The organism is Piscibacillus salipiscarius JCM 13188, from assembly GCF_001311865.1.
GTDB lineage: Bacteria > Bacillota > Bacilli > Bacillales > Alkalibacillaceae > Piscibacillus > Piscibacillus salipiscarius.
Genome location: NZ_BBCD01000034.1, coordinates 1 through 25,001, shown reverse-complemented (window position 1 = coordinate 25,001; position 25,001 = coordinate 1). Strand labels below are relative to the sequence as shown.

At 35.2% G+C, this 25,001-nt stretch carries 36 protein-coding genes and 4 pseudogenes; 32 read left to right on the top strand and 8 right to left on the bottom strand.

The features are described from left to right. Window positions 1–22 precede the first annotated feature (22 nt). Window positions 23–205, bottom strand: coding sequence for an aspartyl-phosphate phosphatase Spo0E family protein (locus JCM13188_RS16370; RefSeq protein ID WP_054754970.1), 183 nt, complete (start codon window positions 203–205; stop codon window positions 23–25). Window positions 206–605: 400 nt separating this feature from the next. Between JCM13188_RS16370 and JCM13188_RS16365 the strand changes: the two genes are divergently transcribed. The 15 genes and pseudogenes from JCM13188_RS16365 (at window position 606) to JCM13188_RS16305 (ending at window position 11,221) form a co-directional block, all read left to right on the top strand. Beyond that, window positions 606–1,070 carry a hypothetical protein gene (locus tag JCM13188_RS16365; RefSeq protein ID WP_054754969.1) on the top strand — a complete coding sequence of 155 codons (465 nt, stop codon included), beginning with the start codon at window positions 606–608 and terminating at the stop codon, window positions 1,068–1,070. After that, a complete protein-coding gene (locus tag JCM13188_RS16360; RefSeq protein WP_369405106.1) occupies window positions 1,070–2,206 on the top strand; it encodes a methyl-accepting chemotaxis protein in 1,137 nt (378 codons plus the stop codon). The genes JCM13188_RS16365 and JCM13188_RS16360 overlap by 1 nt, the downstream gene beginning before the upstream one ends. Before the next feature lie 69 nt (window positions 2,207–2,275). Then, window positions 2,276–3,452: pseudogene (gene chrA, locus JCM13188_RS16355) on the top strand (chromate efflux transporter). A gap of 13 nt (window positions 3,453–3,465) precedes the next feature. Then, a complete protein-coding gene (locus JCM13188_RS16350; RefSeq protein WP_054754967.1) occupies window positions 3,466–4,245 on the top strand; it encodes a cobalamin-binding protein in 780 nt (259 codons plus the stop codon). A 20-nt stretch (window positions 4,246–4,265) separates the two neighbouring features. After that, window positions 4,266–4,853, top strand: coding sequence for an AzlC family ABC transporter permease (locus tag JCM13188_RS16345; protein WP_279402014.1), 588 nt, complete (start codon window positions 4,266–4,268; stop codon window positions 4,851–4,853). A gap of 138 nt (window positions 4,854–4,991) precedes the next feature. Then, the gene (locus tag JCM13188_RS16340; protein WP_054754966.1) at window positions 4,992–5,285 is read left to right on the top strand and encodes an AzlD domain-containing protein; all 294 of its coding nucleotides are present in this window, start codon (window positions 4,992–4,994) and stop codon (window positions 5,283–5,285) included. 16 nt (window positions 5,286–5,301) lie between these two features. Continuing rightward, on the top strand, window positions 5,302–5,847 hold the full coding sequence (locus tag JCM13188_RS16335) for a GNAT family N-acetyltransferase (protein ID WP_054754965.1): 546 nt from the start codon (window positions 5,302–5,304) through the stop codon (window positions 5,845–5,847). 429 nt (window positions 5,848–6,276) lie between these two features. Continuing rightward, window positions 6,277–6,872: pseudogene (wrbA, locus tag JCM13188_RS16330) on the top strand (NAD(P)H:quinone oxidoreductase). A gap of 175 nt (window positions 6,873–7,047) precedes the next feature. Continuing rightward, window positions 7,048–8,073 carry a hypothetical protein gene (locus tag JCM13188_RS16325; protein WP_054754964.1) on the top strand — a complete coding sequence of 342 codons (1,026 nt, stop codon included), beginning with the start codon at window positions 7,048–7,050 and terminating at the stop codon, window positions 8,071–8,073. A gap of 244 nt (window positions 8,074–8,317) precedes the next feature. Further along, a complete protein-coding gene (locus JCM13188_RS19830) occupies window positions 8,318–8,470 on the top strand; it encodes a hypothetical protein (RefSeq protein WP_279402013.1) in 153 nt (50 codons plus the stop codon). Next, window positions 8,449–8,553: an IDEAL domain-containing protein gene (locus tag JCM13188_RS19825; RefSeq protein WP_279402012.1), complete on the top strand. Its 105-nt coding sequence runs from the start codon at window positions 8,449–8,451 to the stop codon at window positions 8,551–8,553. The genes JCM13188_RS19830 and JCM13188_RS19825 overlap by 22 nt, the downstream gene beginning before the upstream one ends. A 120-nt stretch (window positions 8,554–8,673) precedes the next feature. Continuing rightward, window positions 8,674–8,931, top strand: coding sequence for a hypothetical protein (locus tag JCM13188_RS16320; RefSeq protein ID WP_054754963.1), 258 nt, complete (start codon window positions 8,674–8,676; stop codon window positions 8,929–8,931). A 45-nt stretch (window positions 8,932–8,976) separates the two neighbouring features. Beyond that, window positions 8,977–9,402, top strand: coding sequence for a M15 family metallopeptidase (locus JCM13188_RS16315; protein ID WP_054754962.1), 426 nt, complete (start codon window positions 8,977–8,979; stop codon window positions 9,400–9,402). 146 nt (window positions 9,403–9,548) lie between these two features. Then, window positions 9,549–10,943, top strand: coding sequence for a class II fumarate hydratase (fumC, locus tag JCM13188_RS16310; RefSeq protein WP_054754961.1), 1,395 nt, complete (start codon window positions 9,549–9,551; stop codon window positions 10,941–10,943). Between the two features lie 77 nt (window positions 10,944–11,020). Next, complete coding sequence (locus tag JCM13188_RS16305) at window positions 11,021–11,221, top strand: alpha/beta-type small acid-soluble spore protein (protein ID WP_054754960.1); 201 nt, start codon at window positions 11,021–11,023, stop codon at window positions 11,219–11,221. A gap of 184 nt (window positions 11,222–11,405) precedes the next feature. On the opposite strand, the gene JCM13188_RS16300 is transcribed toward JCM13188_RS16305, so the two are convergent. Beyond that, a complete protein-coding gene (locus tag JCM13188_RS16300) occupies window positions 11,406–11,597 on the bottom strand; it encodes a hypothetical protein (protein ID WP_054754959.1) in 192 nt (63 codons plus the stop codon). Between the two features lie 121 nt (window positions 11,598–11,718). Here JCM13188_RS16300 and JCM13188_RS16295 point away from each other — a divergent pair, with 121 nt between their 5' ends. Together JCM13188_RS16295 and JCM13188_RS16290 are read left to right on the top strand one after the other, a co-directional pair. After that, on the top strand, window positions 11,719–12,855 hold the full coding sequence (locus tag JCM13188_RS16295) for a DUF445 family protein (protein WP_054754958.1): 1,137 nt from the start codon (window positions 11,719–11,721) through the stop codon (window positions 12,853–12,855). A 78-nt stretch (window positions 12,856–12,933) separates the two neighbouring features. Beyond that, window positions 12,934–13,284: a YlbF/YmcA family competence regulator gene (locus tag JCM13188_RS16290; protein ID WP_054754957.1), complete on the top strand. Its 351-nt coding sequence runs from the start codon at window positions 12,934–12,936 to the stop codon at window positions 13,282–13,284. A 70-nt stretch (window positions 13,285–13,354) separates the two neighbouring features. Here JCM13188_RS16290 and JCM13188_RS16285 read toward each other — a convergent pair whose 3' ends face one another. Continuing rightward, window positions 13,355–13,546, bottom strand: coding sequence for a YhzD family protein (locus JCM13188_RS16285; RefSeq protein WP_054754956.1), 192 nt, complete (start codon window positions 13,544–13,546; stop codon window positions 13,355–13,357). 145 nt (window positions 13,547–13,691) lie between these two features. Between JCM13188_RS16285 and JCM13188_RS16280 the strand changes: the two genes are divergently transcribed. The 14 genes and pseudogenes from JCM13188_RS16280 to JCM13188_RS19815 all read left to right on the top strand — a co-directional run bounded on the left by JCM13188_RS16280 (window position 13,692) and on the right by JCM13188_RS19815 (window position 22,237). Beyond that, window positions 13,692–13,934, top strand: coding sequence for a metallophosphoesterase (locus JCM13188_RS16280; protein ID WP_054754955.1), 243 nt, complete (start codon window positions 13,692–13,694; stop codon window positions 13,932–13,934). Further along, the gene (locus tag JCM13188_RS16275) at window positions 13,910–14,827 is read left to right on the top strand and encodes a metallophosphoesterase family protein (protein WP_500796501.1); all 918 of its coding nucleotides are present in this window, start codon (window positions 13,910–13,912) and stop codon (window positions 14,825–14,827) included. The genes JCM13188_RS16280 and JCM13188_RS16275 overlap by 25 nt, the downstream gene beginning before the upstream one ends. A 137-nt stretch (window positions 14,828–14,964) precedes the next feature. Further along, window positions 14,965–15,351 (top strand): AAA family ATPase, encoded by a 387-nt coding sequence (locus JCM13188_RS16270; RefSeq protein ID WP_369405108.1) that lies wholly within the window; start codon window positions 14,965–14,967, stop codon window positions 15,349–15,351. After that, on the top strand, window positions 15,327–15,704 hold the full coding sequence (locus tag JCM13188_RS16265; RefSeq protein WP_369405107.1) for a hypothetical protein: 378 nt from the start codon (window positions 15,327–15,329) through the stop codon (window positions 15,702–15,704). Before JCM13188_RS16270 ends, JCM13188_RS16265 begins: the two co-directional genes overlap by 25 nt. An 88-nt stretch (window positions 15,705–15,792) precedes the next feature. Next, a complete protein-coding gene (locus JCM13188_RS19820) occupies window positions 15,793–15,945 on the top strand; it encodes a hypothetical protein (protein ID WP_279402010.1) in 153 nt (50 codons plus the stop codon). A gap of 183 nt (window positions 15,946–16,128) precedes the next feature. After that, window positions 16,129–16,479 carry a hypothetical protein gene (locus JCM13188_RS16260; protein WP_054754951.1) on the top strand — a complete coding sequence of 117 codons (351 nt, stop codon included), beginning with the start codon at window positions 16,129–16,131 and terminating at the stop codon, window positions 16,477–16,479. A gap of 47 nt (window positions 16,480–16,526) precedes the next feature. After that, window positions 16,527–17,003: a hypothetical protein gene (locus JCM13188_RS16255; RefSeq protein ID WP_054754950.1), complete on the top strand. Its 477-nt coding sequence runs from the start codon at window positions 16,527–16,529 to the stop codon at window positions 17,001–17,003. Between the two features lie 563 nt (window positions 17,004–17,566). Continuing rightward, window positions 17,567–17,794 (top strand): ATP-binding protein, encoded by a 228-nt coding sequence (locus tag JCM13188_RS16245; RefSeq protein ID WP_054754948.1) that lies wholly within the window; start codon window positions 17,567–17,569, stop codon window positions 17,792–17,794. Window positions 17,795–17,884: 90 nt separating this feature from the next. After that, window positions 17,885–18,826: pseudogene (gene yhaM / locus JCM13188_RS16240) on the top strand (3'-5' exoribonuclease YhaM). A 21-nt stretch (window positions 18,827–18,847) separates the two neighbouring features. Continuing rightward, window positions 18,848–19,797, top strand: a pseudogene (locus tag JCM13188_RS16235) (AAA family ATPase). Further along, window positions 19,797–20,933 carry a DUF58 domain-containing protein gene (locus JCM13188_RS16230; protein ID WP_054754947.1) on the top strand — a complete coding sequence of 379 codons (1,137 nt, stop codon included), beginning with the start codon at window positions 19,797–19,799 and terminating at the stop codon, window positions 20,931–20,933. The pseudogene JCM13188_RS16235 and the gene JCM13188_RS16230 overlap by 1 nt, the downstream one beginning before the upstream one ends. A gap of 59 nt (window positions 20,934–20,992) precedes the next feature. Next, window positions 20,993–21,394, top strand: coding sequence for a hypothetical protein (locus JCM13188_RS16225; RefSeq protein WP_054754946.1), 402 nt, complete (start codon window positions 20,993–20,995; stop codon window positions 21,392–21,394). After that, window positions 21,375–22,073, top strand: coding sequence for a hypothetical protein (locus JCM13188_RS16220; RefSeq protein ID WP_279402009.1), 699 nt, complete (start codon window positions 21,375–21,377; stop codon window positions 22,071–22,073). Before JCM13188_RS16225 ends, JCM13188_RS16220 begins: the two co-directional genes overlap by 20 nt. A 5-nt stretch (window positions 22,074–22,078) precedes the next feature. Then, a complete protein-coding gene (locus tag JCM13188_RS19815) occupies window positions 22,079–22,237 on the top strand; it encodes a hypothetical protein (RefSeq protein ID WP_279402008.1) in 159 nt (52 codons plus the stop codon). A 27-nt stretch (window positions 22,238–22,264) separates the two neighbouring features. On the opposite strand, the gene JCM13188_RS16215 is transcribed toward JCM13188_RS19815, so the two are convergent. Next, window positions 22,265–22,915: a peptidylprolyl isomerase gene (locus JCM13188_RS16215; protein WP_054754944.1), complete on the bottom strand. Its 651-nt coding sequence runs from the start codon at window positions 22,913–22,915 to the stop codon at window positions 22,265–22,267. A 19-nt stretch (window positions 22,916–22,934) separates the two neighbouring features. Continuing rightward, on the bottom strand, window positions 22,935–23,144 hold the full coding sequence (locus JCM13188_RS16210; protein ID WP_054754943.1) for a peptidylprolyl isomerase: 210 nt from the start codon (window positions 23,142–23,144) through the stop codon (window positions 22,935–22,937). Window positions 23,145–23,297: 153 nt separating this feature from the next. Between JCM13188_RS16210 and JCM13188_RS19810 the strand changes: the two genes are divergently transcribed. Beyond that, complete coding sequence (locus JCM13188_RS19810; protein WP_279402016.1) at window positions 23,298–23,384, top strand: YjcZ family sporulation protein; 87 nt, start codon at window positions 23,298–23,300, stop codon at window positions 23,382–23,384. A gap of 77 nt (window positions 23,385–23,461) precedes the next feature. Here JCM13188_RS19810 and JCM13188_RS16205 read toward each other — a convergent pair whose 3' ends face one another. The 3 genes from JCM13188_RS16205 to JCM13188_RS16195 all read right to left on the bottom strand — a co-directional run bounded on the left by JCM13188_RS16205 (window position 23,462) and on the right by JCM13188_RS16195 (window position 24,903). Further along, window positions 23,462–23,644 (bottom strand): hypothetical protein, encoded by a 183-nt coding sequence (locus tag JCM13188_RS16205; RefSeq protein WP_054754942.1) that lies wholly within the window; start codon window positions 23,642–23,644, stop codon window positions 23,462–23,464. A 20-nt stretch (window positions 23,645–23,664) separates the two neighbouring features. Further along, complete coding sequence (locus JCM13188_RS16200) at window positions 23,665–24,207, bottom strand: DUF3267 domain-containing protein (protein WP_054754941.1); 543 nt, start codon at window positions 24,205–24,207, stop codon at window positions 23,665–23,667. A gap of 246 nt (window positions 24,208–24,453) precedes the next feature. Then, window positions 24,454–24,903 carry an HTH-type transcriptional regulator Hpr gene (locus tag JCM13188_RS16195; protein WP_369405105.1) on the bottom strand — a complete coding sequence of 150 codons (450 nt, stop codon included), beginning with the start codon at window positions 24,901–24,903 and terminating at the stop codon, window positions 24,454–24,456. Between the last annotated feature and the right edge of the window lie 98 nt (window positions 24,904–25,001).

Here is a 25,001-nt window from a genome sequence, read left to right as displayed (position 1 = left end):
TCAGACGCTTATTTTATCTATATTATGAACAGAGTTTTGATTTCGCTGTTTGATATTTATTTAATACGGTATCTAATTCCTGACTGATTTTAACCGTATGCGGATGATTAAAGCCTTTTTCGTAAGCTGTAGAGATCATGTATTGTTTCAACGCTTTAATCCTGACCTCTAGTTTCTTAGTATTAGGTAATTCAACATTCTCCATCTTAAGTCGTCCTTCCTTTTTATTATTTTTCTCAAACACACAAGGATTATCATAAACGACTTTTCTATGAATGTTAATAGATTAGACAAAGGTTCTAAAAACTCGACAATATCTGACCCTAAAATATGAGCAATAATTAAAATTGTGTCAAAATTTAAATTATTCGTATTGCGAATTACCCGATTTAGTGATACTTTTTATCTATGAGTTATTGGAAAAAGGTGGGGGAGAGAGTGAGAAGTTTTTAGACAAAAAATAAACGTACCAAACGAAAGCATTCTGAAGTTGAAAGGGAACAGAATAAATCACCTTTCTGGCGCAACATTGGAATTGCTAAGAAATACGGACTTGTATCAGTTATAACAATTCTATTATTTTAATAGCTTCTGGTGTTGTGTATATGAGTTTACAGACTGCTGATGGTCAATTAGATGCGCAAGATCGAAGAAGTGAGCGTGCTATTCTAATTGATGAAATTAATGCCATTTTACTTGAGAAGGATTTAACGGTTGTCGATTATGTTGAATACAAATCTAACTCATATCGAGAAGATTACAATGCTTTAATGAATCGCTATAGTGAATTAGTAAGTCAAGTTAAACCTAGGCTTGATTCTTCTCAACTTGAATTAATGAGTCAAATTGAAGCAAACAATGAAGAAATGGACTCTATTTTCTATGACGAAGTAGTTCCAGCTGTTTCAGCAAGAGAAGAAGGAGAAGCTACTTCTGCCCGTTCACAATTTGCGGCATTAAGAACTGAGACACAGGAGGTTTCGAGTAATTTAAGGGAAACAGTTGTGTCTGATTATAACAGAGCGTACCAAAATACAAAACAGCTTTTGCATCTGTTTTATCAGCTTTAGTGATTGGGTTGATTGTGGTTATTATTTTAGCTAGCATACTTTTATTCTTAATCAGTCGTCCTGTACGTAAGAATATTAATAGGGCGGTTGAAATGGCAGATGAAATATCGAAAGGTCATTTAAACATTCACGATCTTGACTATCGCGGAAAAGATGAAATTGGTCAGCTATCTCAATCTTTAAACAGTATGAAATCTAATTTAATACAAATGATTTCGAATGTATCTGAGGCTTCAGAATCCGTATCAGCACAAAGTCAACAGTTGACTCAGGCTTCAAATGAAGTCCAAGAAGGCAGTGAGCAAATCGCATCAACCATGCAAGAATTATCTTCTGGTGCGGAAAGTCAGGCACAAAGTGCTTCAAGTATTAATGAAATGATGGAGTCTTTCTTACAAAAGGTTCAACAGTCCTATCAAAATGGTGAGAACGTAGCTGAGCAATCTGATTCGGTATTGTCCTTAACCGAAGAAGGTCGAAAACAAATGGTTGCAACTACTCATCAAATGAAGCAAATTCACCATATTGTAGAGGGGGCTGTTCAAAAAGTAAAAGGCTTAGACGAGCAGTCACAAGAAATATCTAAATTAGTTGAAGTAATCCAATCAATTGCAGAGCAAACGAATTTACTTGCTTTAAATGCGGCAATTGAAGCTGCGCGTGCAGGAGAGCATGGTAAAGGATTTGCCGTTGTAGCTGATGAAGTAAGAAAATTAGCGGAACAAGTGGCTAATTCAGTAGGAGATATAACTAAAATTGTACATAACATTCAAGAAGAATCTTCTAATGTGACAGTGCAGTTAGAGTCTGGCTATGAAGAAGTTGAACAAGGTACAGCGCAAATGGAACATACTAGGCAAACTTTTGAAAACATTAACCAGTCCATCAACCAAGTGACTAGTAAAGTGCAAGAGATTTCATCAAGCTTACGAGATGTCTTGGGTGATAGTGTTCAAATGAATCAAGCTGTTGAAGAGATTGCGTCCATCTCGGAAGAATCAGCTGCAGGAGTGGAAGAAACAGCAGCAATAGTAGAAGAAGCTAATAGTTCAATGGAAGAGGTATCACGCTCTGCAAGTGAACTAAATAATCTAGCTAAAAAATTAAATAATCAGGTCAACCAATTTAGTATGTAATATGCTAAAATATAAGGGGTCACTTATATAAGTGGTTCCTTATATTTATGTTAGTTAGGGGTGTCATGATTGTACTCATTTAAACATTACTTAGAAATTTTACTGGTCGCTACGAGATTAGGGTTAACATCGTTTGGAGGACCTGTCGCGCATTTAGCTTATTTTCAAGAAGAGTATATTAAGAGAAGAAAATGGTTGGATGATAAAACGTATGCTGATTTAATTGCCTTATGTCAATTTTTACCTGGCCCAGCGAGTTCTCAGGTAGGGATTTCGATTGGTATGGTTCGAGGAGGCATTCTAGGTGGGATATTAGCCTGGATTGGCTTCACTATTCCTTCTGTCATCGCTTTAATTTTGTTTGCGATGTATGTGGTCCAAGCTGATTTAATGGATTCGGTTTTATTGCTGCGCTAAAAGTAGTAGCAGTCGCAGTCGTTGCCCATGCCATTGTTAATATGGGGAAAAAGTTAACTCCCGATTTACCTAGAATTGCTTTTGCTATTGTGGCGGCATCGCTGTTGTTACTTTTTCCACTGGCTTCCATGCAATTAATTATAATTGGCTTAGCCGCATTTGCAGGGTATGTTTTATTTAAAAATAAGGAACTAGATACTCATACTAGTCTTAATATAGACTTGCCTAAAAAATAGGTGTCGTTAGTCTATCGGTATTTTTTCTATTATTAATTGCACTTCCTTTCATTAGTCAAGCAGCCAATAATATTTATATACAGCTGTTTGATATTTTTTACCGTGTAGGTTCGTTAGTATTTGGTGGTGGTCACGTTGTTTTACCATTATTAGAACGTGAGTTGGTGCCAAATGGTTTCTTATCAGAAGAGATGTTTCTAGCAGGATATGGAGCAGCACAGGCTGTTCCTGGACCATTATTTACGTTTTCAAGTTTTCTAGGTCAAGCTTCTTCTGGATTAATGGGTGCGCTAGTTGCTACAATAGGAATCTTTTTGCCATCATTCTTATTGTTAATTGGAATTTTGCCGTTTTGGAAATCTGTTAGTCAATTCAAGGCTGTCAGATCAGCTTTAATTGGTGTTAATGCCTCAGTTGTTGGGATTCTAATAGCTGCATTTTATGATTCTATTTTCACAAGTGCGATCTCTGATGGCGTTGACTTCGCAGTTGCTTTAGTAGGGTTTAGTTTACTCCATTTTTGGAAAAGACCAGCTTGGTTAGTTGTTATAATAATTGTAGTTTTATACGTCATTATTCAAACTCTACTATAAAGGAGTTTTTAAGATGAGAATTGTATCTCTTTGCCCCAGTAATACAGAAATTTTAGCTTATTTAGAGTTAATGGAACATGTGGTAGGTGTCGATGATGATTCAGATTGGCCGAAAGAGGTAGAAAACATTCCTAAGTTAGGACGTGACTTAAACATTGATGTAGAGCGGGTTAAGGAGCTTGATCCTGACTTAATATTAGCGTCTTTAAGTGTTCCTGGAATGGAGAAGAATATTGAAAAATTAGATGAAGCGGGTTTAGAATATATTATACTTAATCCAAATTCATTAGATGAAATTGCAGACGATCTTTTAACAGTAGGGAAATATGCAGGACAATTGGATAAGGCTCAAGAAGTTTATGATTGGTACTATCGTCAATTAACCCATTATAAAGAACTATCAAAACAAATTAGTGAGCCGAAACGAGTTTACTGGGAATGGTGGCCAAAGCCCATATTTACACCAGGCAAACTAAATTGGTTAAGCTATATTAGTGAATTAGCCGGTGCAGTTAATGTCTTTGGTGATATCAATCAAGCAAGCGTTCAAACGGATTGGGAAGATGTGATTAAACGGGATCCAGATGAGATCTGTATGGTTTGGGTCGGTGTTCAAGAGAAGAAGATGAATCCTGATTTAGTACGAAACCGGCCAGGTTCATATCAAATTAAAGCCATACAGAACAATCGAATTCACGTTTTAGAAGAGTATTTATACTGTCGACCATCACCAAGATTAATAGAAGGATTAGAAAAGATATTTAAGATTCTTCATCCATCTATTCTAAGATAATTAAGAAAGAAGGGGAGACATTGGAGCAAGTCCATTCAACCAATCAAATAACTAAACATGCAGTCATTAAGAATGGAATGTTAGCTGGTTTTCCGATTTTTTTAGGTTATTTACCTATTGCGATTGCCTATGGTGTTTTAGCCAAGGAATCCGGATTAACAACTTTTGAAACAACTATGATGAGTGTGCTTGTATTTGCAGGAGCTGCGCAACTAATGGCTGCAGGAATGTTTGCGGCAGGAACAATGTTTATTGAAATAGTTATTGCAACTTTCGTGTTAAACTTTAGGCATTTTATTATGAGCATGTCATTTATGAATACAACAAAAGAGTTCCCTCTAAAGTGGCGATTTCCTTTATCTTTAGGGATAACGGATGAAACATTTGCTGTTTCATCATTACATAAAGAAGAAGCGAATAAAATGTACGGTCCATATTTTTATACAAGTCTAATTGTCGTTGCCTATTGTGGCTGGGTATTCGGAAGTTTGGCCGGTGCCTTATTAGGCGACGTCCTACCTAGGGCTCTGAGTACTAGTATGGGTATAGCTTTATATGCAATGTTTATTGGGCTATTAGTTCCATCTATAAAAAAGAATGGCGAATAGGCATCATTGCTGTATTTAGTATGATCTTAAATTATTTATTCACGTGGTTCTAGAAATTTCAAGTGGATGGTCGATTGTACTAGCTACCGTAATTGGAAGTTTCTTAGGTGTGTTTTTGCTAAAGGAGGATGAGACCTCATGATTATGATGACCATTATTGGAATGGCTATAGTAACAGCCGTACCGCGATTTATTCCAGCTTTCTTTATGGGTGACACAACATTTAAGCCTTGGGTGAATAGGTGGTTAAATGCCATTCCCTTCGCAGCATTAGGTGCTCTAATTTTCCCAGGAGTTATGAATGTGATTGAAGACCGCCCGCTAGTTGGTGTAGCAGGTGGAGTCATTGCAGCGATGATTGCATCATTTAATGTAAATGTTATATTTGCTGTGATAGGAGCTATTCTAACAGTCTTTTTATTAACGATGTAGAGAAAGTAGGGATACCATGTTAACCGTAAGAGAAGCAAGACTAAGTGATGCGGAACAGATTGCTAAAATCCATGATGAAACATGGAAGTTAACATATGGTCCAATCATTGCAGATGAAGATTTAGAGCAAGTCATGACTTACGATACGAGGAAAATAATGTGGGAGACCACTTTGTCATCTCAAAAAGTACAACAATATGTTTATGTAGCGGAACAAGATGGTCAGTTATTAGGATTTATTTCAGGCGGTAAACAACGAGCTGAGCAATTTGAATTTGATGCTGAAATTTACGACATCTATGTTTTAGAGAAAGCTCAAGGTCAAAAGGTTGGGCATGAGTTGTTAAAACATTTTGTTAAAAAGTGTGTAGAAGATGGTTATCAATCGCTATTAGTTTGGATCTTAACAGCAAATCCTTTTGGCCGCTTTTATGTACGCTACGGTGCAAGGAAAGTGGAAGCAGAGAATACCACAATCGGTTCAGGAACCTATGAAGAAACCGCATTTGGCTGGAAAAATCTAAAAGAGCTACAACAAGAGCTCATGCAAGCATCATTATAATTTTAAGCGCCGAGTTCATCGGCGCTTTTTTTATATAGGCAAAGCGCTATTCACCCAACGACTCCGTTCAATTAACCGGGGTTATCATGTTTTTTATTTTCTTTTGACGGCCCAGTGTTTTGAAGTGAACGCGGACAGTTCTCATCCGAATATGAACAGTTTTCACTCAGGTGCGAACATTTCACCCGAAAACACGGACAGTCCACTTGAAAATACGAACAGTTTTCTTCTGGATGCGAACAGTTTCTCCGAAAATACAGACAGTCTGCTTGAAAATACTCGTATGCGAACACTTCACTCAGAAATACGGAGCATGCCAGCATCTTAGATCAGCTCATTGGGTGGGTAAACGGTCGAGCTGGCTTTATTATATTTTCATTCGATTTGGGAAAACTTCTAACTGAAGTTTAAAGAAATAGGAGTGATGATATGCCAAAAATGGCAATATTGTATTATAGTTCTACAGGTGCAAATTATCAGATGGCACAATGGGCTGAAGCAGCGTTAAAGGATTCTGGAGCTGAGGTAAAATTATTAAAATACCGGAAACAGCACCAGAAAGTGCAATTTCCCAAAATCCTGCTTGGCAAAAACATTATGAAGCAACAAAGGATGTTCCAGAAGCAACGCCGGAGGATTTAGAGTGGGCGGATGGATTTATTTTTAGCATCCCAACTCGTTTTGGTAATGTTCCTTCACAAGTTAAACTTTTCATGGACCAATGTGGTGGTCTTTGGGCACAAGGTAAGTTAGTTAATAAAGTTTGTAGTGCCATGACAACGGCACAAAATCCACACGGTGGTCAAGAACAAACATTAACGAGTTTTTATGTGTCTATGTTCCATTGGGGTGTAATTATTGCAGGTCCTGGTTATACAGATGATGTGATTTTTGCATCTGGTGGGAACCCTTACGGTACAAGTGCAACTGTTGATGGCGAAGGTAATATTCAAGATGACATTCAAAAAGCGGTAGAACATCAAGCAAAACGAACTTACGACATTACAAATAAAATTTCAAGTTAACATTTAAGGCTGAGGTGAGGTTACCTCAGTCTTTTATTTTAGACGCTAAATTCATTGTTATTACTAACTTAATTTAATAACTTACGAAATTTTTTTTAACAAAAATATAAAAACCCCCAAAATCATGATCCGTAATTCGTAAGGTATGAGTGAATACAAAAGATGAGGTGATTCAATGAAGCGTCGTAAATTAATCCATTCAGTGTCTGCAGCAACATTAACTGCATCAATGGTCCTTGCACCGATGAGTATTTCGGCAGACAATCACGAATCTACAAAAGATTCTGACGAAACTAAAGTAGTTGTAAAAGAAGAAACTACTTTGGAAGAGAAGTTATTTAGTTATTATGGAAAAGTAACAGACCAACTTTCTCTAGCTTTAGAAGAGGAAGATACTGAACGAGTTGGCCTTATTCTAGACTGGTCTTTACAACAAATTGAAGAAGCAGAATTGCTTTATCAACAAGGTCTTGAAGAAGATGCTAACATTCTTCTAGAAGAAGCTCTTTACATACTAGAAAATGCAGAATCAGATGAAGAAGAGTCTTCTGAAGAAGAAAATGAAGAAACTAATGAAGAAGAACAAGAGAACGAAGATGAAGCTAGTGAAGATGAAACTTCTGAAGAAGAAGACGTAGTTGAAGAAGATGATGAAGATGAAGAAGAAACTGAAGAAGAGGAAAATGAAGTAGTAGGTCAAAACGTTATTTCATTAGCTTTAGCTATGGAAAAAGTTAAAAACCCTAATGCTCAAGCTTCTTTAAAACGTAATATTGAAAGATCACTTGATCGTTTACAAGCTAAATATGGTGAAGAAGAATTGTCCGCTCTATATGAGCGTTTAAATGGTATTACAGATGAATTTGCTCAAGAAGATTCAGAGGAAACACCTGAAGAAGGTACATCTGATGAAGAGCAAACAGAAGAAGACTCATCAACAGAAGAACCTACTGAAGAACCTGAAGAAGTAGAAGAACCAACTGAAGAAGATGAGGTAGTAGAAGAAGAAGTTGATGAAGTTAAAGTTGAGGAAGATCGTGAAGAGAATTATGAAGTAAAATCTTCTGATCAAAAATCAAAAGGTAAGTCAAACTTTGGTAAAGAAAAAGCCAAAGAAGCAAAAAGTAAAGCATCTGAAAAAGGAAACAAAGGAAAAGGTAAGGGCAAAGGAAAAGGAAATGGAAAAGGCCCTAATAACTAATTAAACTCGTTGAACTCTTCGCTATATTTGGCGAGGTTCATATATACACCTCTCTCCCAACAGAGGCTTTCCCTGACAGAATGGTCAGGGATTTTTTTTACTCAATTATAATCAAAATAGGCAAGTGTATGAATCATACTAATCTCACAAGCCCAAACACAAAATTCCGCATATTTTCTGAATATTGTTGCAATTTTTCGGTAATTTTTATTATAATAGAAAAAGGGAGTAAGGGGGAGAAAAGATGAAAAAACAAGTGACCTCTTATGTGCTCATTAAATATCAATTTCCAAAACGGGTAGCGATAAAAGCGAAAAGAGAAGTTCCATATGAAATCAAATTAGCAGCACGATTAGTTTTAGATGAGTTAGTTTTATGTGGAACAAGAATGCTCTAGAAGAGCAAATTAATACAGCCATTGATCAAGGAGATCAACGCGCTTTCGATGAGTTGAGTAAAAAATATGCAAAGTATTTATAATATGAGCAAGAAGCTGCCTCATAAGGAGGTAGCTTTTTGTTTTTATAGAAATGGCATTTTGCTTACGTAATCTTCGTGTTAATATATATAAAGAGACAACTAGAGAGATAAGGGGATAATATGAGAAAAATAATCATTGGAATTAGTGTTTTATTAATAATGACTGGTTGTATGCAAGATGGACAAGAAGAAACATACGAAGCATCTACTTCTAAAGGTGTTGAAAGTGGAATGAAGTCAAAAGAACAAATTGAAATTAAAGAAAAAGAGAAAGTGACTGAAGATGGTAAAGTCATTGTTCATAATCCACATGCAATCGATGTAGTAGTAAATAAAGAAAGAAGATTACCTGAAGGATATGAACCCAAAATTAATTGAGCCTAATGTGCCATTTAGAGCCCCTGAAGGTCATCAAAAAGAAATATGAGAGAAGAAGCTGCTCAAGCACTAGAAGAGTTATTCCAAGCCGCTGAAAACTCAGGTTACACATTAGTAGCTCAATCAGGTTATCGTTCAGTTGAAAGGCAGGCTTCGATCTATAACAACAATATTGCAACTAAGGGACAAGAATGGACAGATCAATATTCAGCTGCACCGGGTCATAGTGAACATAATACAGGCTTGGCTATGGATATTACAATTCCATTAGAAGCTGGTGGATTCTTAGGGCTAGAAGAAGCATTAGGGGATACGGAACCCGGTCAATGGGTAGCTGAGAATGCTCACAAATATGGATTTGTGATTCGTTATCCTGAAGGTAAAAGTGATATTACAGGTTATAATTACGAACCATGGCACCTTAGATATTTTGGCAAAGAATTAGCAACAAAATTTACGAATCTGGTTTAACAGTTGAAGAATATTTTGGATATGTGAATTAAAATGCAGTCTATAGGCTGCATTTTTTATTTGTTTCTGTAGACTTATTCGTTTTCGCGAGCGTTTTTGATATTATAATATTGGATGATATACAAGCTTAGAAGGAGGATTATTACATGGATTTTCGTATTGAAAGAGATACGCTAGGTGAAGTTAAAGTTCCTAGTGATAAATATTGGGGTGCACAGACGCAGCGTAGTAAACAGAACTTCCCAATTGGTAACGAAGAGATGCCAAAAGAAATTGTTGAAGGGTTTGCAATCCTTAAGAAAAGTGCTGCTCGTGCCAATGAAGAGTTAGGTCTTTTAGAATCCGATAAGGCAGATGCTATTGCGCATGCAGCAGATCAAGTTTTAGCAGGTGAGTTACATGAACACTTCCCATTAGTTGTATGGCAAACAGGAAGTGGAACTCAGTCTAATATGAACGTGAATGAAGTTATTGCATTTGTAGGTAACAAGTGGTTAGAAGAGCAAGGTAAAGAAACACGTTTACATCCTAATGATGACGTGAACAAATCCCAAAGCTCTAACGACACGTTCCCAACGGCTTTACATATTGCATCAGTGAAAAAAGTTGAGGAACATTTATTGCCATCACTTGCAAAAATGAAACAAACGCTAAAAGAAAAATCGGAGGCTTACAGTGAGATTGTTAAAATCGGTCGAACACATTTACAAGATGCAACACCACTAACATTGGGTCAAGAAATTAGCGGGTGGCATCGTATGCTAGTTAAAACTGAATCCATGATTAAGGATTCACTTAAGTATGTGCGTGAAATTGCATTAGGCGGAACTGCAGTAGGTACAGGGATTAATGCACATCCTGATTTTGCAGAAGTTGTCGCTAAAAAAATTAATAAAGAGACGAACGGTGCATTTGTTTCAGCTGAAAACAAATTCCATGCTTTGACAAGCCATGATGAATTAGTTCATACACATGGAGCTATAAAAGGATTAGCGGCTGATCTAATGAAAATAGCCAATGACGTTCGCTGGTTAGCAAGTGGTCCTCGTTGTGGAATTGGTGAAATTACAATTCCAGCCAATGAACCAGGAAGCTCAATCATGCCAGGAAAAGTTAATCCAACACAAAGTGAAGCCATTACAATGGCTGCTGCACACGTCATGGGAAATGATGCAGCAATTGGGTTTGCGGCAAGTCAAGGTAACTTTGAATTGAATGTATTTAAACCAATGATTGCTTATAACTTCCTACAATCCTGCCAGCTGTTAGGCGACAGTATGGAATCCTTCACAGATCGTTGTTTAGTTGGCTTAGAGCCAGATGAGGGTAAAATTGAACAATACTTAAATGATTCATTAATGCTAGTTACAGCATTAAATCCTCACATTGGATATGAAAATGCAGCCAAAATTGCTAAATATGCTCATGAAAATAACCTTACTTTACGTGAAGCAGCTGAAGAGACTGGCATTCTATCTGGTGAAGAATTTGACAAATTAGTCGTACCAAAAGAAATGACTAAACCAAATGCCAAAAAATAACCAAAAAGTAGCAAAAATTACCGTAAATAAGATTTCACCTCCTGTAGAAAATATGGATACACAGGAGGTGAGATACAATGGCACAGAACAACAACTCAAACCAATTAGTAGTACCAGGTGTTGCTCAAGCTTTAGACCAAATGAAAACTGAGATTGCACAAGAATTTGGTGTTCAGCTTGGCCCAGACACAACTTCACGCGCTAACGGTTCTGTTGGTGGTGAAATCACTAAACGTCTAGTACAAATGGCAGAACAACAATTAGGTGGAGCTAAGTAACACAGCGTCATTTGATAACCTCTAAAAACAATCAAAGACGAAAATTCAAAAGCAGGTAAGAGCAAATCAAAAAAACTCTTGCCTGCATCATAAAATTAAAGAGGGTCTTTAGGCCCTCTTTTCTTTATTTAACCATCCTATAGTTAAAAAGACCTTCCTTATAGGAAGGCCTTTAATCTATTTTTTACTCATCACGAGTTTCTTCTGCTGGGCTGAAAGGCTCGTCATTTTTTCTAATTTCATGTGCTTCATCTATTTGAACCTTATTATACGTCGGACGTACATAACCACCTGCTAAACCTTCATTTAGCATCCTATCTACATCTAAATCATATTTACTTCTGCTATCTTCTTCACGGCGTCCTGGTTTAGCCAACTTAAAACCTCCCTTCACTTTATCAATTAGTTTGTGTAACTTTTTTAAGGTCAATACTGGTAATATATCGATATTAATGCTAAAAATATAGTGTTAACATTTACTGCAAAAGGGTGAGAAGATGAACTGGGCATTTCTAATAATTTTCATGATCATGATCGGCGCACTGATAGGTGGAATGACGAATTTTTTAGCCATTAAAATGCTTTTTAGGCCATATGAAGCGGTTTATATTGGGAAATTCAAACTACCCTTTACGCCTGGTTTAATACCTAAAAGGAGAAATGAGTTAGCCGGACAATTAGGTCGCGTTGTAACCGATTATTTGGTGACAAGTGATGCACTTGAGCAAAAAGTGCTTGAGCCTGATTTTCAAGGGAAGATGGCAGGTATGATTAACCAACAAGTTGATCGAGTAGTTAATGAAGGTTATTCTATTCATGATTTAATATTGAAAGTCAATCCTGAATTTAGTATAGGAAATTTAAATGCTAATATGGAACGATCCATTCAAAGAAAGCTAAATGATTTATATACGGAACATCAGTATCTAAAAGTTCGTGAAATATTACCAAATGATCTTAATGAAAATCTTGAATCAAAGCTACCTGACTTTACGAACTATCTTATTGTAAAAATTGAGCTATTTTTAACGAGTGAAGAAGGGCAGCGCAAAATATCTGAAAGCGCATCTAACTTTTTAAAGACGCAAGGGTTCTTAGGTAACATGGTATCATCATACTTAGGAGAAGAAGGTCTATCTGATAAAGTCACACCAGCTGTTCGTATGTTTTTAAATTCAGACGAAACGAAAGAATCTATTGAAGAGTTATTACGAAAAGAGTGGGAGCAGTTTAAAGAAAAAGATCTTAAAGAGGTACGAGACATGTTTGGTGAAATTCAAATTAAAGAACGTTTTGCATCCCTCGTTACAAAGGAAATCAATATTGAATTTTATTTAAATCAACCTGTTAATGAATTATTTGATAATTATTTGTCTAAGCTTAAAACTACATGGATCCCCAAGATGATTGAAGTTTCATTTGAAGCATTATCAACAAATATGACAAGTCTACTTGAGCAACTAAATTTATTCGATTTAGTAAAACAAGAAGTTGAGAAGTTTGACGTGTCAAGGATTGAACAGCTTGTTTTAGAAATAACAAAGCGTGAAATGAATATGATTACATATTTAGGCGCTTTATTAGGTGGGTTAATCGGATTACTGCAAGGTTTGATTGTGATGTTTTTGACATAGTGATAGTAGTTATATCACTATACAGTGAGTTTAATCTTTGTTACAGTAAGAAAGTAATGAAATTTTAGGAGGTATATCGTGGCTAACATTTATGATTTAGCTTATGATCTTGAGAAAGGTTTACGCAATAGCGATGAATTTCAAGATTTAAAACAAGCATATGAAAAAGTAATGAATGATCCTCAAACGAAGAAAATGTTTGATGATTTCCGTGAAACTCAAATGACTTTACAACAAAAGCAAATGCAAGGTCAAGAGATCACTGAAGAAGAAGTTAACAAAGCAAAACAAGTGGTTGAACTTGTTCAGCAGCAAGAAGACATTGCAAAACTAATGGAAGAAGAGCAACGTTTAAATACATTAATCACAGACGTTAGTAAAATTATCACAAAACCATTAGAAGACTTATACGGTGAAGAGCAGCAATAAGCTCTAGCCATTTAAATAACCCCGAGTTCGGTGTATTCCGACTCGGGGTTTGTTTCATTAAAAGGTTGAATTAACGATGAAATAACACTAATCGAGCATCGGGTGATACGAGCCTGTGAGTTGTATCTTCATAATTGTTCTCTTTAAGCTTTTGAAATCCAATCTCTTTTGCTTCCTGATCATTAGCTGCTTCAATTTGCTCGTCTAAAAGAGCTTCTCCTTTGTTAGAATATACTGTTAAAAATATGTTTTCATGTCGCAATCCTCCCGTTTGTTCTCTAATTTTACTATAGAGTTTTATTTGATTTTTGTAAATAGAAAAGAAATTGAAAAAACTTAATATAGAACGTGCGTTCGTGTTTAGTTTTTGATAAAATATAAGTAACAAGGTTTAATGGAGGAATTGTATGTTCAAACCTAATTTACGTTTTTTACATAGTGCGGACTTACATTTAGATAGTCCATTTAAAGGTCTCAGTCATTTACCTGAACCCATTTATAAAGATGTCTTAAACAGTACAATTGTAGCATTTAAGCGATTAATTGATTTAGCTATAAAAGAAAATGTTGACTTTGTATTAATTGTCGGTGATTTATTCGACCAGGAATCTTCTTCAATTAAGTCATCACTAGAGTTAAAAAAGGATTAGAGAAACTTAATTCTAATGGCATAAATGCTTATATCAGTTACGGAAACCACGATTATATGATGCAGGAAAAAGCTAAACTAATATTCCCTCAAAATACATATATTTTTCCATCAGATGGTGTTAACAGCACTACTTATCATAAACACGGACAACCTCTTGCTGAAATAAGCGGCTTCAGCTATCGTAAACAGGCTATTAAGGAAAATATGGTGGCTTCCTATCAAAGAGTAACAGATGCCTCGTATCATATTGCAACATTACATGGTAGTTTGAAGACCGATCAAATACATGACCATTATGCACCGTTTCTTATAGAGGACTTGAAGAAGATAGAAACTGACTACTGGGCACTAGGTCATATACATCAACGCGAAATTATTAGTCATGAACCTTTAGCTATTTATCCTGGGAATATCCAGGGTAGACATATGAAAGAAAGAGGAGAAAAAGGCTGTTATATCGTCGAATTAAATGGAAGTAAACCAACTTATCAATTCTATCCTCTTCAGAATATAGTTTTTAGTGAAGAAGAAGTTGCAGTAGAAGACATACAAAAACCATCTGAGCTCGTTGAATTTCTACTAAAGTTTAAAGATTCTTTGAGAAAAAGGCATTCAAAGATGATGGTTAGGTTGATTCTAAATATTAGAGAAAATGATTTTAGTGAGGATCGAGTCGAAGATCTTTTAGATACTTTAAATGAATCAGAAGAAGATGAAGAGAACTGGATTTGGTTTAGTGAGTTGAAATTAAGACAGGAACAAATAAGCTGGGATGAAATAATTGAGTCTAATCCGTTTATCAAAGAAGTGCTTAAAACAATAGAAGAAACAGATGACTTGTCTTCTTTTTTATTAGACTTAAAACGACACCCGTTATACAGAAAATGTTGATCTGAATTTGGATGAACTTCAGAGTGAGATTAAGACAGAAGCGGAAAAATTAATCTTAAGCAAAATTAATAAGTAGGTGGAAAGATGAAAATTCTTGAATTAGATGTAGTTTCATTTGGAAAGTGGAGTCATAAAAAATCCCTATTTCAGATGAACTTTCTTATTTCTATGGCCCAAATGAAGCAGGTAAATCATCTATTAGAATGTTTATAATATACATCCTATTTGGATTAAAGTCTGATGAACGCGAGCAATACTTATCAAAGGTTGATGGTCAATTAGGAGGAAGGCTTTTAATAGAGGTAAACTATGTAACATATACCTTAGAACGCTTTTTACATAAGAATCGTGGTCATCTTGTTGTGTCAAAAAACGGAATCAAATTGTCTGAACACGAGGTTAATAAAGTTTTAAAAGGAATTAACCGGCCCTTATTTGAATCCATCTTCTCTTTCGAGGATCGAGATTTACAGTCAATCAGACAACATAAAAAGAAGATATTGGAACGGTTCTCTTTAACTTAGGTCTAACAGGGTCTGATCAAATTACTCAACTTGAAAAGGAATTAATTAAAGAGTCTGATGAACTTTTTAAGAAACAAGGTAAAAGGCCACCATTGAATGAGAAATTAACTGAACTTCAAAAGATTCAACAAGAGATTTATGAAACTGAAAGAAAAGAACGCGAGCACCAGCACTTATATAAACAATTAGAGGACATTGATCAAACAATTGAATCATTAAAAGTACAAGAACATGAGATCATAGCTGATTTAAATTATTATGAAAAGTTAAATCAAGTGAAATCGCCTGTTGTAAAGCATCAGATTTTAACTGACGAAATGAATCAATTTAAAAGACGCAGAATCATTTCCTGAAGATGGACAGAACCAATTAAATCATTTAACAGAGCAAATAAAAGCACAGGGAGAGCAACTGAATCAAATAACAGATTCAGTACAAAGAGTGAAAAAAGACATCGATGACTTGACAGAAGCAAGCCAAGTTGATAAATGGCCAGTTACAATTACTGAAGCACAACACATTGTTCAAAAGGTGGAGCAATTTCATACAGACATCGAGAGAAGTGAAGAAACAATTAAAACAATTAAAGTATGACTACAAAAAAAAATTGAAGAAGAGTTAGGATTTCAAATTGACCTAAACTCAATTAAATCAGTTGATATTCATCATTACACGAATGAGAACTGGAAACGTTTATCTGCTAAGTGGGATCAACTTAAGTCACAAATTCAATCTAACAAATTAAAACTCTATCATAAGTATGAAGAACTGAATGATTTGGAGCGACAAAGAAATGAAATTGACAAATGGAAGATGAGCTCATCTGATCTACAATCAATTCAAGAAAGATATGACCAAATAAAACTAGATGAGCAAAAACAACAGTTAGAAAAACAGTACCAACAGCAAATGGAATATCAAAGGACCACAATTAATAAAGTTAAGGGGTTTGTCGCGACGAGTAAATGGTTATTACCTTTTATGGTTTTACTTTTAACATCTATGTTATTGATGAGAGTGAATGTAGAGCTGTTAACGATTTACGGAGGGCTTGCTGTCGGGTTGATCTTAGCTATTACAATTTTTATACGCTTAATAAAATTGATCAACACATTAAGAGGACGCTAAAGAGACTTAAGTCGACAGGTTCACGATCAAGTAGCTATGAAGCAGAAATGTCAGAACTAAAACGGCAGCTTAACGATCAGGAAGAATTAGAAAAGCAATTAAATCAGATTCAGCACTACACCCAGAGTACTATTAGTTCCATAGATGAATTGAAAAAAGAGCAAGAATATGTTCAACAAAGTCAAAAAGAGCTTGAACAAGAAATCGAAGAACACATTTATAAGTATCCTTTTTTGAAGCGCTTTGATTTATTCCACTGGCCAAGTGTGTATGACTGGCTTAAAAAAGGTAAGCAGACGGCATTAGCGCAAACTGATATAGAGGAGAATATAACGAAAACAAAAAGAGAAATGGAACATGAATTAAGTATTCTTCACACAATCATTCAGCTTTACGAAAAGGATAGAATCCTAACTGAGCCCAGATTGGTTTGTGATCTTGCGTTGAATTATATTGATAAAGAGAAGTCCTGGTTACAAAATTTAGAACAAAACGGGAATGGCTTAAAGAACAAGAAGACGTAAAATCAAGATTAACTGAATCAACTAAACAACTTCAAGATGATCTTAATAGTCTCTTAAGCAAAGTGAATGCAAAATCGAAGGACGACTTCCTAGAAAAAGCCAGGGAATATAAACAACTTAAAAATAAATCGCAGCAAAGAAACGATCTCTATGAAATGGTATACGAAGTATTTAATTCAGAGACAGAATATATCCTTCAAAAAATATAAATTGGTTAGAAGTTGAAAGTCAATTTAATGACCATAAACAAACTATAGAACGTAATAGGGCTGAGATAGACAATCAACAAAAATTAAAAGCTCAAGTACAGGTTGAAATTAATCATTTAGAGTCTAGCGGTGTTTTGTCAGATTTAGTCCACCAAAAGCAATGATTGAATCTGAAGTAGTCAAGCTTGCCAAAGAGTGGGCTGTTAAGAAAGTTGCTTATAGTACTTTAAAAGAAACTAAAAACAGGTACCAAAATGTCTATTTACCTGATATCATGGAAAAACTAGTGAATATTTTTATGCTATCACAGATGAACGATATGATACGATTCAATTTAATAAAGATGAGTCTATAATGGTTAAGTCAACATCAGGTTTATGGTTTGATGTCTCGCAACTTTCTGAAGGGACTGCCGACCAACTGTATATCGCTCTCAGATTTGCTTTAAATGATTCATTAAGTACCTATGTACATCTTCCATTTATTTTGGATGATGCATTTGTACATTTTGATCAAAGTAGAAAAGAACAAGTACTCAAACTAATTCGTAAAAATCTAATGATCAACAAATCATTTACTTAACTTGTGAAGATCAGGATAGCCAAATATTAAATATTAAGCCATCACCATTACAGGTTGGCTAAATAGGGAGAGAAAAGGAGAGAAGTGAGAATGACTCAAGGTATAGCTAATGTGTCTGTTGGGGAACAATTTGAAGGTTTCTTATTAATTAAATCAGCTGAGAAAGGGGTAGCCAGTAATGGTAAGCCCTTTTTAACGATTATTTTTAGAGATCGTTCAGGTGAAATTGATGCAAAGTTATGGGAGATCACAAAGGATGATGAAGAGGTTTTTACACCTGAGAGTGTTGTGCATGTTCAAGGGGATATTAGACAGTTTAGGGGTAAAGCTCAATTAAACGTTAGACAGATTAGGCTTGCGACAGCGGCAGATGGTATACACCCAGAGGACTTCATGGAAAAGGCACCGATTCCTGTGGAAGAGATGCAAGAATACATGACAAAATTATATTTGATATGCGAAACCCTAATATTCAAAGGATTATTCGTTATTTTATTAAGAAGTACGAACACGAATTATTCACATACCCAGCTGCGACTAAAATCATCATGAATATGCTGGTGGACTAGCACATCATGTAGTTTCGATGCTGAAACTTGGTAAACAACTAACCGAACTCTATCCAGATCTTAATCCTGATTTGTTATATTCAGGAATTATTTTACACGATATCGGTAAAGTGAAAGAACTTTCAAGCCCGATGTCACCTTCCTACACTCTTGAAGGTAAATTACTAGGACATATCACAATTATGGTTGATGAAGTGCAACAAGCCGCTAACGAGCTAGGAATTGAAGGTGAAGAAGTGATGTTATTACAACATATGATTTTATCCCATCATGGTAAAGCTGAATGGGGGGAGTCCTAAGCCTCCACAAATTAGAGAAGCGGAAGTTTTTACATCTAATCGATTTAATAGATGCCAAAATGAATATGATGAACCGAGCATTAGATAAAGTGAAACCAGGAGAGTTTACTGAACGTATATATCCATTAGAGAACCGTGCTTTTTATAAACCAGTTATGGACTAACTTATAGGGGGAGTTTGGACGATGAGTTTAAAGGATTTTGCGAACAATCTAAAGAACCATATTGGAAAAGTCATTATAGGACAAGCAGAAACTGTTGAATTAATAACAAATGCCATGGTAAATAAAGGTCACGTGCTCTTAGAAAGCGTACCAGGTACTGGGAAAACTATGCTAGCTAAAAGTATCGCTAAATCTATTGAAGGTGACTTTAAACGTATTCAATTCACCCCAGATGTCCTTCCGTCAGATATAACAGGTATCCACTTTTTTAATCCGAAAGAGCAATCGTTTGAGTTAAGGGTTGGCCCTGTTGTAACTAATGTATTATTAGCTGATGAAATTAACCGTGCGACACCAAGGACTCAGTCTGCTTTATTAGAAGTAATGGAAGAAAAACAGGTAACGATTGATGGAACTACAGTAAAAATTGAACAACCTTTTATTGTGTTAGCAACTCAAAATCCAATTGAGTCACAGCAAGGTACATTTGAATTACCAGAAGCCCAAATGGATCGTTTTTTATGAAAATTAATATGGGTTACCCTTCGTTTGAAGAGGAACACAACATTATGAAAACATATCGTTACTCTGATCCGATAGAAGACCTTACTTCATCTATTACTAAGGAGCAATTAGTTCAATATCAGGAAGAAGTTAAAGAGGTTTACCTAACAAAAGAAGTTGAAGAATATTTATTATCAGTTGTTAGAGCCACAAGAGATAGTGCATGGACTGAAGTAGGGGTTAGCCCTCGTGGTACGCTAGCACTTATGCGTGCAGTCCAGGCCCGTGCGGCCATAAAAGGCAGAGAGTATGTAACACCTGAAGATATTAAAGAAATGGCTTTACATGTGTTACCACACCGCCTCGTTTTAACGTTAGAAGGTTCAACAAAGAAATCACAACAAGATGTAATGGAGGCAATACTTCAATCAGTCGAAGTGCCGGTTGAAATCGGGGCTGAAAGGTAATGTTTAGAAAAACTATTCGCAGTTCGAATTTATACCGTTGGTTAACGATTCCAGGTGGAATTTTTATCATATTAAGCTTTTTTCCGAGATTAGGAACATTTCCCATATTGGCTTTTATCGGTTTATTATTTTTGTATTATATTTTGGGAGTCGTTTTTTATGAAAACCATTTAGATGATTATTTGGCGATTGACTACCCGAACCGAAAGATAAGGTGCTATCCTGGTGACGAAGAAAATCTTCAATTATCCATCATGCAGAAGGGAATTCTCCCAATATTAAATGCCAAGCTAGTTGTAAAGTACGATATTGTATTAGAATCATCTTATAAATTTTCTGAAGAAAAAATGACTAATACTCTTGAAGTTCCCATCACATTATTAAGTTTTGAAAAGAAAGAATTGTTACTGCCGGTATTAGCAAAACGCCGAGGTGTTGGGAGAATAAGGGTGATCAGATTAGTTGTACCAAATATTCTTGGATTTAGTGAAATCGATTTATTATATAATCGTTATCATAAAGAAGAAGTCGTCATCTATCCATCATTATCTGAAGTAAAAGGACTAAATCTACTTGATCCAAGGAGTAATGGAGATCATCAAGCAAAGCACTCTATATATGAAGAACCGTTATTACAGTATGGAACAAGAGCCTATGATAGAGGTGATCCATTTAACCGAATTCATTGGAAGGCAACGGCTAAACGTAATGAATTACAAACTAAAATTGTTGAGAAGGTTAATCAGCTGTCATGGTGCTTTATCATAAATGTTAAGACAGAATATGGGACATCTATGGTCGAACAAACAGAACAATTATTGGAACAGACAGCATATATGTGTCGTTTTGCAACGGAACGACAAATTCCATTTGAGATTTATATGAATGTACGTGGTAGAGGTGGAGCGCCATATGTTCATCTAACTTTAGGAGAAGGTCATCATCATTTAATGAATGCTTTAGAATTATTGGCTAGAGTGAATCCATTAGGTTTAACCGCACCACTACTTCATACCCTAAATCATTTAAATCAGCAACCTAAACCACCTTATATCATTCAAATCGGTGAAATGAGTCAACAGCATCATCCGTTTTTTAAACGTTGGGAGCAAAATGGTCACTCAGTTATTACTTAGATACCAAAAAGGTGCTTCTGAGTTAGCGCCTCTCCATATGAAAGGAGGGCGGGCTATTAATGAAAAATCAGGATAGTGCCATCCTTAAGTGGCAAAAAATTTTAGTAGAGATCATGACAGTATGGATTGTGATGGTTGCCAGCAGTATATTTAGTCGAACAGAACCAAATATTGTTGGTTTCTTTATTTGGCTAGGCATTGCGATAGGTATTTACGCAATGGTCCGTATTTACTTCAAGCATCAACTGAAGTATATTTATTTATTATTTTTAGCGTTTCCATTAGCGTTTTTTGGAGTCTTGCTTGGGTTCACGCTTATTCAGTCGGCTGCATTAAGCGGCATAATAGCTTGGCGTATGGTAAAACACGAGAAGGACCCTGATAGTGAGACGGAAACATTTTTTTATAGGCATTTCTGTTTTAGTTGTATTTATAACCTATATGACAGCACATTATGGTGAGTTAGATAATGGAGATCAGATTATTTGGATGTTAATTATTCAAATATTCATTTTGGTTGTGGGAAATTTATTACATAATTTAAACGCCTTTAACAACGACCAAAACGTTAAGAAGAACGGCATAACAGTGACTGGCGTGATTGCACTGACATTCGGTTTATCGAGCTTGTTATTGGTATTATTTCCACTAATTAGGAAGGTGTTTTATTTAATTATTAATGGTATTATCTCACTTTTTACATTTCTTCTAGCCCCTTTTTTTAACTGGGTAGAAACGATTGAACCTGAACAAAAAGATGGCGAAATAGAGCAACAGGATTGGGAAGATCGTGGACAAGAGAAACAAGAATATACTACTTTAGACAGCGAGCCTGTTATTACTAGTGAACATATATTGGTAGTATTCCTTATGTTGGTAGCGATTATTATTTTAATAGTCGTTTTTAAAAATAGGGAGCAGCTACTGAGTAAGATAAACTTTAATAAAGATCAAGGTGACTTAGTGTCTAATTCGAGTAGACAGATGATCGAAGGTTATGGAGAAGGCAAACGATTACTAAAGCGCCGAATAATGATATTCGGAAGGCTTTTTATAAGTTGGAAAAGTGGGCAACTGATCATGAGTTGGGGCGTTATCTCGATGAATCAATTGAAGACTGGCTTAGAAGATATGAGTTAACAGAAATGATTGATGAGAAAGCCATTAATATTTATCGTGATGTGAGGTACGGTGAGCGAGAAGTCAAACCTGATTATAAAAAGCGTTACTTTGATCAAATAAACCAATTAAAAAGCGTTTTGAAAGATCGATATATTACCGAAAGCAAAAAAGACACCCAATAAGATGAATTTCATCTTATTGGGTGTTTATTATTCTTCACTAAATAAATTTTGATAATCCTCAATTTTTACATCAATTTTAGCTTCATCTAATAGTTTTTGAACTTCTTCTTTTAGAGCTTCATTATCAACTTGCTTCATCGTTAGTTGTTCTTTAAGCTGATCTTTCATATCTTCGTATGGTTCTAGTTCTTGTTCGCTTTCACGCTTATCCGTTAATTTAATAACATGCCATCCAAATTGTGATTTTACGGGTTCACTAACTTCTCCAACTTCTAATGAATAAGCAGCATCTTCAAATTCTTTTACCATTTTACCTGCTGAGAAGTAACCTAAATCACCACCATTTTGGGCACTGCCATCTTTCGAATATTCTTTAGCTAGATTAGCGAATTCCTCGCCGTTTTCTAATTTTGTTAACACTTCTTTAGCTGTTTTTTCCTCATCAACTAAAATATGACTAGCTTTTAGTTCCGTTTTCATACGATCATATTGCTGTTTAATTTGTTCTTCAGTAACTTCAATGTCCTGAGCGGCAATTTGATATTGGATCTTACTTAATAGTAACGCATATCGGAATTCATTCTCACTCTTAAATCCTTGTTGCTGCATAGCCATGTTAAATTGTTGTTCGTTCATATTTCCTTTAATTTCTTCGATTTCCTTATCGATATCTTCCATAGTTACTTTATTTTCTTCTTTAAGCTGTTCGTTTAAGACTTTTACGCGTGACCATATTTTTTAATACCTCTTCACCGTAAAGTTCATTCAATTCATTGTAAAATTCTTCTTGAGTAACGTTACCGGCAGTTGTTTCGGCAACAACTTCAGAGTCTTGTCCTTCATCATCGCTACATGCAGCAAGAATCATTAAAAGTGCAGCGAACCCGAGTAATAATACTTTCTTCATTTCTGCATTCACCCCTAAAAATTGTGTTGTCTTTATAACTAATAATATACCATACAAAGTTATACTTGAACTATCTTTTTTTAAAACTGCCTAAACGAAAGTAGACATCACAACATAAGATACTGTAGTTAAATGACTAGGGAGGTGAGAATTATGGGAAGCAAAGGTTATGGTGAAGGTTTCGCGTTAATTGTTGTTTTGTTCATCCTATTAATCATCGTAGGTGCGTCTTGGTACTAGAATAAGTATGTTGGTGTGCCCAACATTAAATTTAGAGATTAAAAAAGGTTGTTCCGAATTCGGAACAACCTTAATCTTTAATATAGATAATTCACTTCATAATAAGATGCAATGAGTAATATTAGCATTGATACGTTAATTGTTCTAAATACTTTGCTGCTTTTTTCTGATGATAGTTCAGATTTTTCGCAGAAACGCTGCGCTAATGAGTTAAATGCATAAAGTATAAACAATGCAAACGGTACATAAACAAATAGCAAAGTATCTCCTCCTCGGTTAATTACGGTGACTTTATGAGAATATCATAGTTTTCTTTAGATTTCTCTATCACACTATGACGTGGGGCTTTAGCAAAATACCCTAAAGCAATCCAGTCTCTTAAAGAAATACCAATGTTTAATGCTAGGCATAATATAATAATAGGGAAATATACAGGAAACCCTATCAGAGCCAACATTAATGGTAATGTAATCATTAATGTAGGAGCTAGCATCGTAATAATTGAAGTTCTCTTAGATAGATTTGATTTCATTTGAATCTTTAAGAAAGGAATATATTTATACTTAATAATCCATCTAAAATGAAACTCTTTATCTGTAAACATGATTGGTATAGCATGCGTTAATTTATGCAAAATTGGTATTAATATAAGACTACTTAACACAATATATATGCTAGGCGCTTTAATTGTAACACCTGAATAAATAATTGAAAATGGTACATACATAATTAAAAAGGTAACGAGACCTAGTAAGGTAGACAAAATGACTAACCTATTATAACCAAGCTCTTTAGTTACATTGATAGATTTCCAGCATGTCATAATAGGGCCTCCTTCTCAGCTGTAATATTCAGTTCATTAACTGTTTTAATTTAATAGCTCTCAAGGAATAATACGCTGATTAGAGGAAAATTTCCAACCCTTTTTTATAATTTTTATACCTTTTAAAAAAAGGGCTCAAAGTACCATGATAACCGCCTATAAGCAAGAGTTATGGCTTGGTTTCTTCGCTTAAACTTTTTAGTGAGCGATCTAGTATTTCAATGTATTCGTCACCATATAATTGCCTTACAATGGATTCCAATTCTTGAAATTCAGGAAATTTACCATAGAGATTTTTAATGGCAATGAAGCGTTCATGACACTATTACGTTCAGGATCGTGATCATCTATAGTTTCTTCAAATAAACTAATACCTTCATTAGTAAGTTTTACGTAAGTGTTACGCTTATCTTCTTCTTTTTTTGAAAAGGTTAATAATCCTCTTTGTTCTAGTTTTTTTGAAAAATTAAAAGCTGTTGATACATGCATAACCCCGAATTTTGAGATCTCTGAAATGGTTGCTCCTCGTAAATAATACGCAATCCATAATATATGATGTTCATTTAAATTAAGGTTAAACGGCTTGACCCAGTCTTGCCAATCCTTCTCAATGGCTTTCCAAATTCCTTTAGTTAATTGAGCCATTTTATGTGAATAAAGGATTGCTTCTTGTAATGAATACTCTTGATCATTCACCTTATCGACTCCTTGGTTATGACATTCTCCGCTACTTTATTTTAACATAACATCAGAAAAAATAGAGTTGGCATTTATTGTTATTGCCAACTCTATTG

Bases quoted from the DNA above. Each gene is read 5' to 3' on its own strand.
- JCM13188_RS16370 (WP_054754970.1), bottom strand. From the start codon at position 205: ATGGAGAATGTTGAATTACCTAATACTAAGAAACTAGAGGTCAGGATT.
- JCM13188_RS16365 (WP_054754969.1), top strand. From the start codon at position 606: ATGAGTTTACAGACTGCTGATGGTCAATTAGATGCGCAAGATCGAAGA.
- JCM13188_RS16350 (WP_054754967.1), top strand. From the start codon at position 3,466: ATGAGAATTGTATCTCTTTGCCCCAGTAATACAGAAATTTTAGCTTAT.
- JCM13188_RS16340 (WP_054754966.1), top strand. From the start codon at position 4,992: ATGATTATGATGACCATTATTGGAATGGCTATAGTAACAGCCGTACCG.
- JCM13188_RS16335 (WP_054754965.1), top strand. From the start codon at position 5,302: ATGTTAACCGTAAGAGAAGCAAGACTAAGTGATGCGGAACAGATTGCT.
- JCM13188_RS16325 (WP_054754964.1), top strand. From the start codon at position 7,048: ATGAAGCGTCGTAAATTAATCCATTCAGTGTCTGCAGCAACATTAACT.
- JCM13188_RS19830 (WP_279402013.1), top strand. From the start codon at position 8,318: ATGAAAAAACAAGTGACCTCTTATGTGCTCATTAAATATCAATTTCCA.
- JCM13188_RS19825 (WP_279402012.1), top strand. From the start codon at position 8,449: ATGTGGAACAAGAATGCTCTAGAAGAGCAAATTAATACAGCCATTGAT.
- JCM13188_RS16320 (WP_054754963.1), top strand. From the start codon at position 8,674: ATGAGAAAAATAATCATTGGAATTAGTGTTTTATTAATAATGACTGGT.
- JCM13188_RS16315 (WP_054754962.1), top strand. From the start codon at position 8,977: ATGAGAGAAGAAGCTGCTCAAGCACTAGAAGAGTTATTCCAAGCCGCT.
- fumC (WP_054754961.1), top strand. From the start codon at position 9,549: ATGGATTTTCGTATTGAAAGAGATACGCTAGGTGAAGTTAAAGTTCCT.
- JCM13188_RS16305 (WP_054754960.1), top strand. From the start codon at position 11,021: ATGGCACAGAACAACAACTCAAACCAATTAGTAGTACCAGGTGTTGCT.
- JCM13188_RS16295 (WP_054754958.1), top strand. From the start codon at position 11,719: ATGAACTGGGCATTTCTAATAATTTTCATGATCATGATCGGCGCACTG.
- JCM13188_RS16280 (WP_054754955.1), top strand. From the start codon at position 13,692: ATGTTCAAACCTAATTTACGTTTTTTACATAGTGCGGACTTACATTTA.
- JCM13188_RS16255 (WP_054754950.1), top strand. From the start codon at position 16,527: ATGTCAGAACTAAAACGGCAGCTTAACGATCAGGAAGAATTAGAAAAG.
- JCM13188_RS16245 (WP_054754948.1), top strand. From the start codon at position 17,567: ATGGTTAAGTCAACATCAGGTTTATGGTTTGATGTCTCGCAACTTTCT.
- JCM13188_RS16230 (WP_054754947.1), top strand. From the start codon at position 19,797: ATGTTTAGAAAAACTATTCGCAGTTCGAATTTATACCGTTGGTTAACG.
- JCM13188_RS16225 (WP_054754946.1), top strand. From the start codon at position 20,993: ATGAAAAATCAGGATAGTGCCATCCTTAAGTGGCAAAAAATTTTAGTA.
- JCM13188_RS16220 (WP_279402009.1), top strand. From the start codon at position 21,375: ATGACAGCACATTATGGTGAGTTAGATAATGGAGATCAGATTATTTGG.
- JCM13188_RS19815 (WP_279402008.1), top strand. From the start codon at position 22,079: ATGATTGATGAGAAAGCCATTAATATTTATCGTGATGTGAGGTACGGT.
- JCM13188_RS16215 (WP_054754944.1), bottom strand. From the start codon at position 22,915: ATGGAAGATATCGATAAGGAAATCGAAGAAATTAAAGGAAATATGAAC.
- JCM13188_RS16210 (WP_054754943.1), bottom strand. From the start codon at position 23,144: ATGAAGAAAGTATTATTACTCGGGTTCGCTGCACTTTTAATGATTCTT.
- JCM13188_RS19810 (WP_279402016.1), top strand. From the start codon at position 23,298: ATGGGAAGCAAAGGTTATGGTGAAGGTTTCGCGTTAATTGTTGTTTTG.
- JCM13188_RS16200 (WP_054754941.1), bottom strand. From the start codon at position 24,207: ATGACATGCTGGAAATCTATCAATGTAACTAAAGAGCTTGGTTATAAT.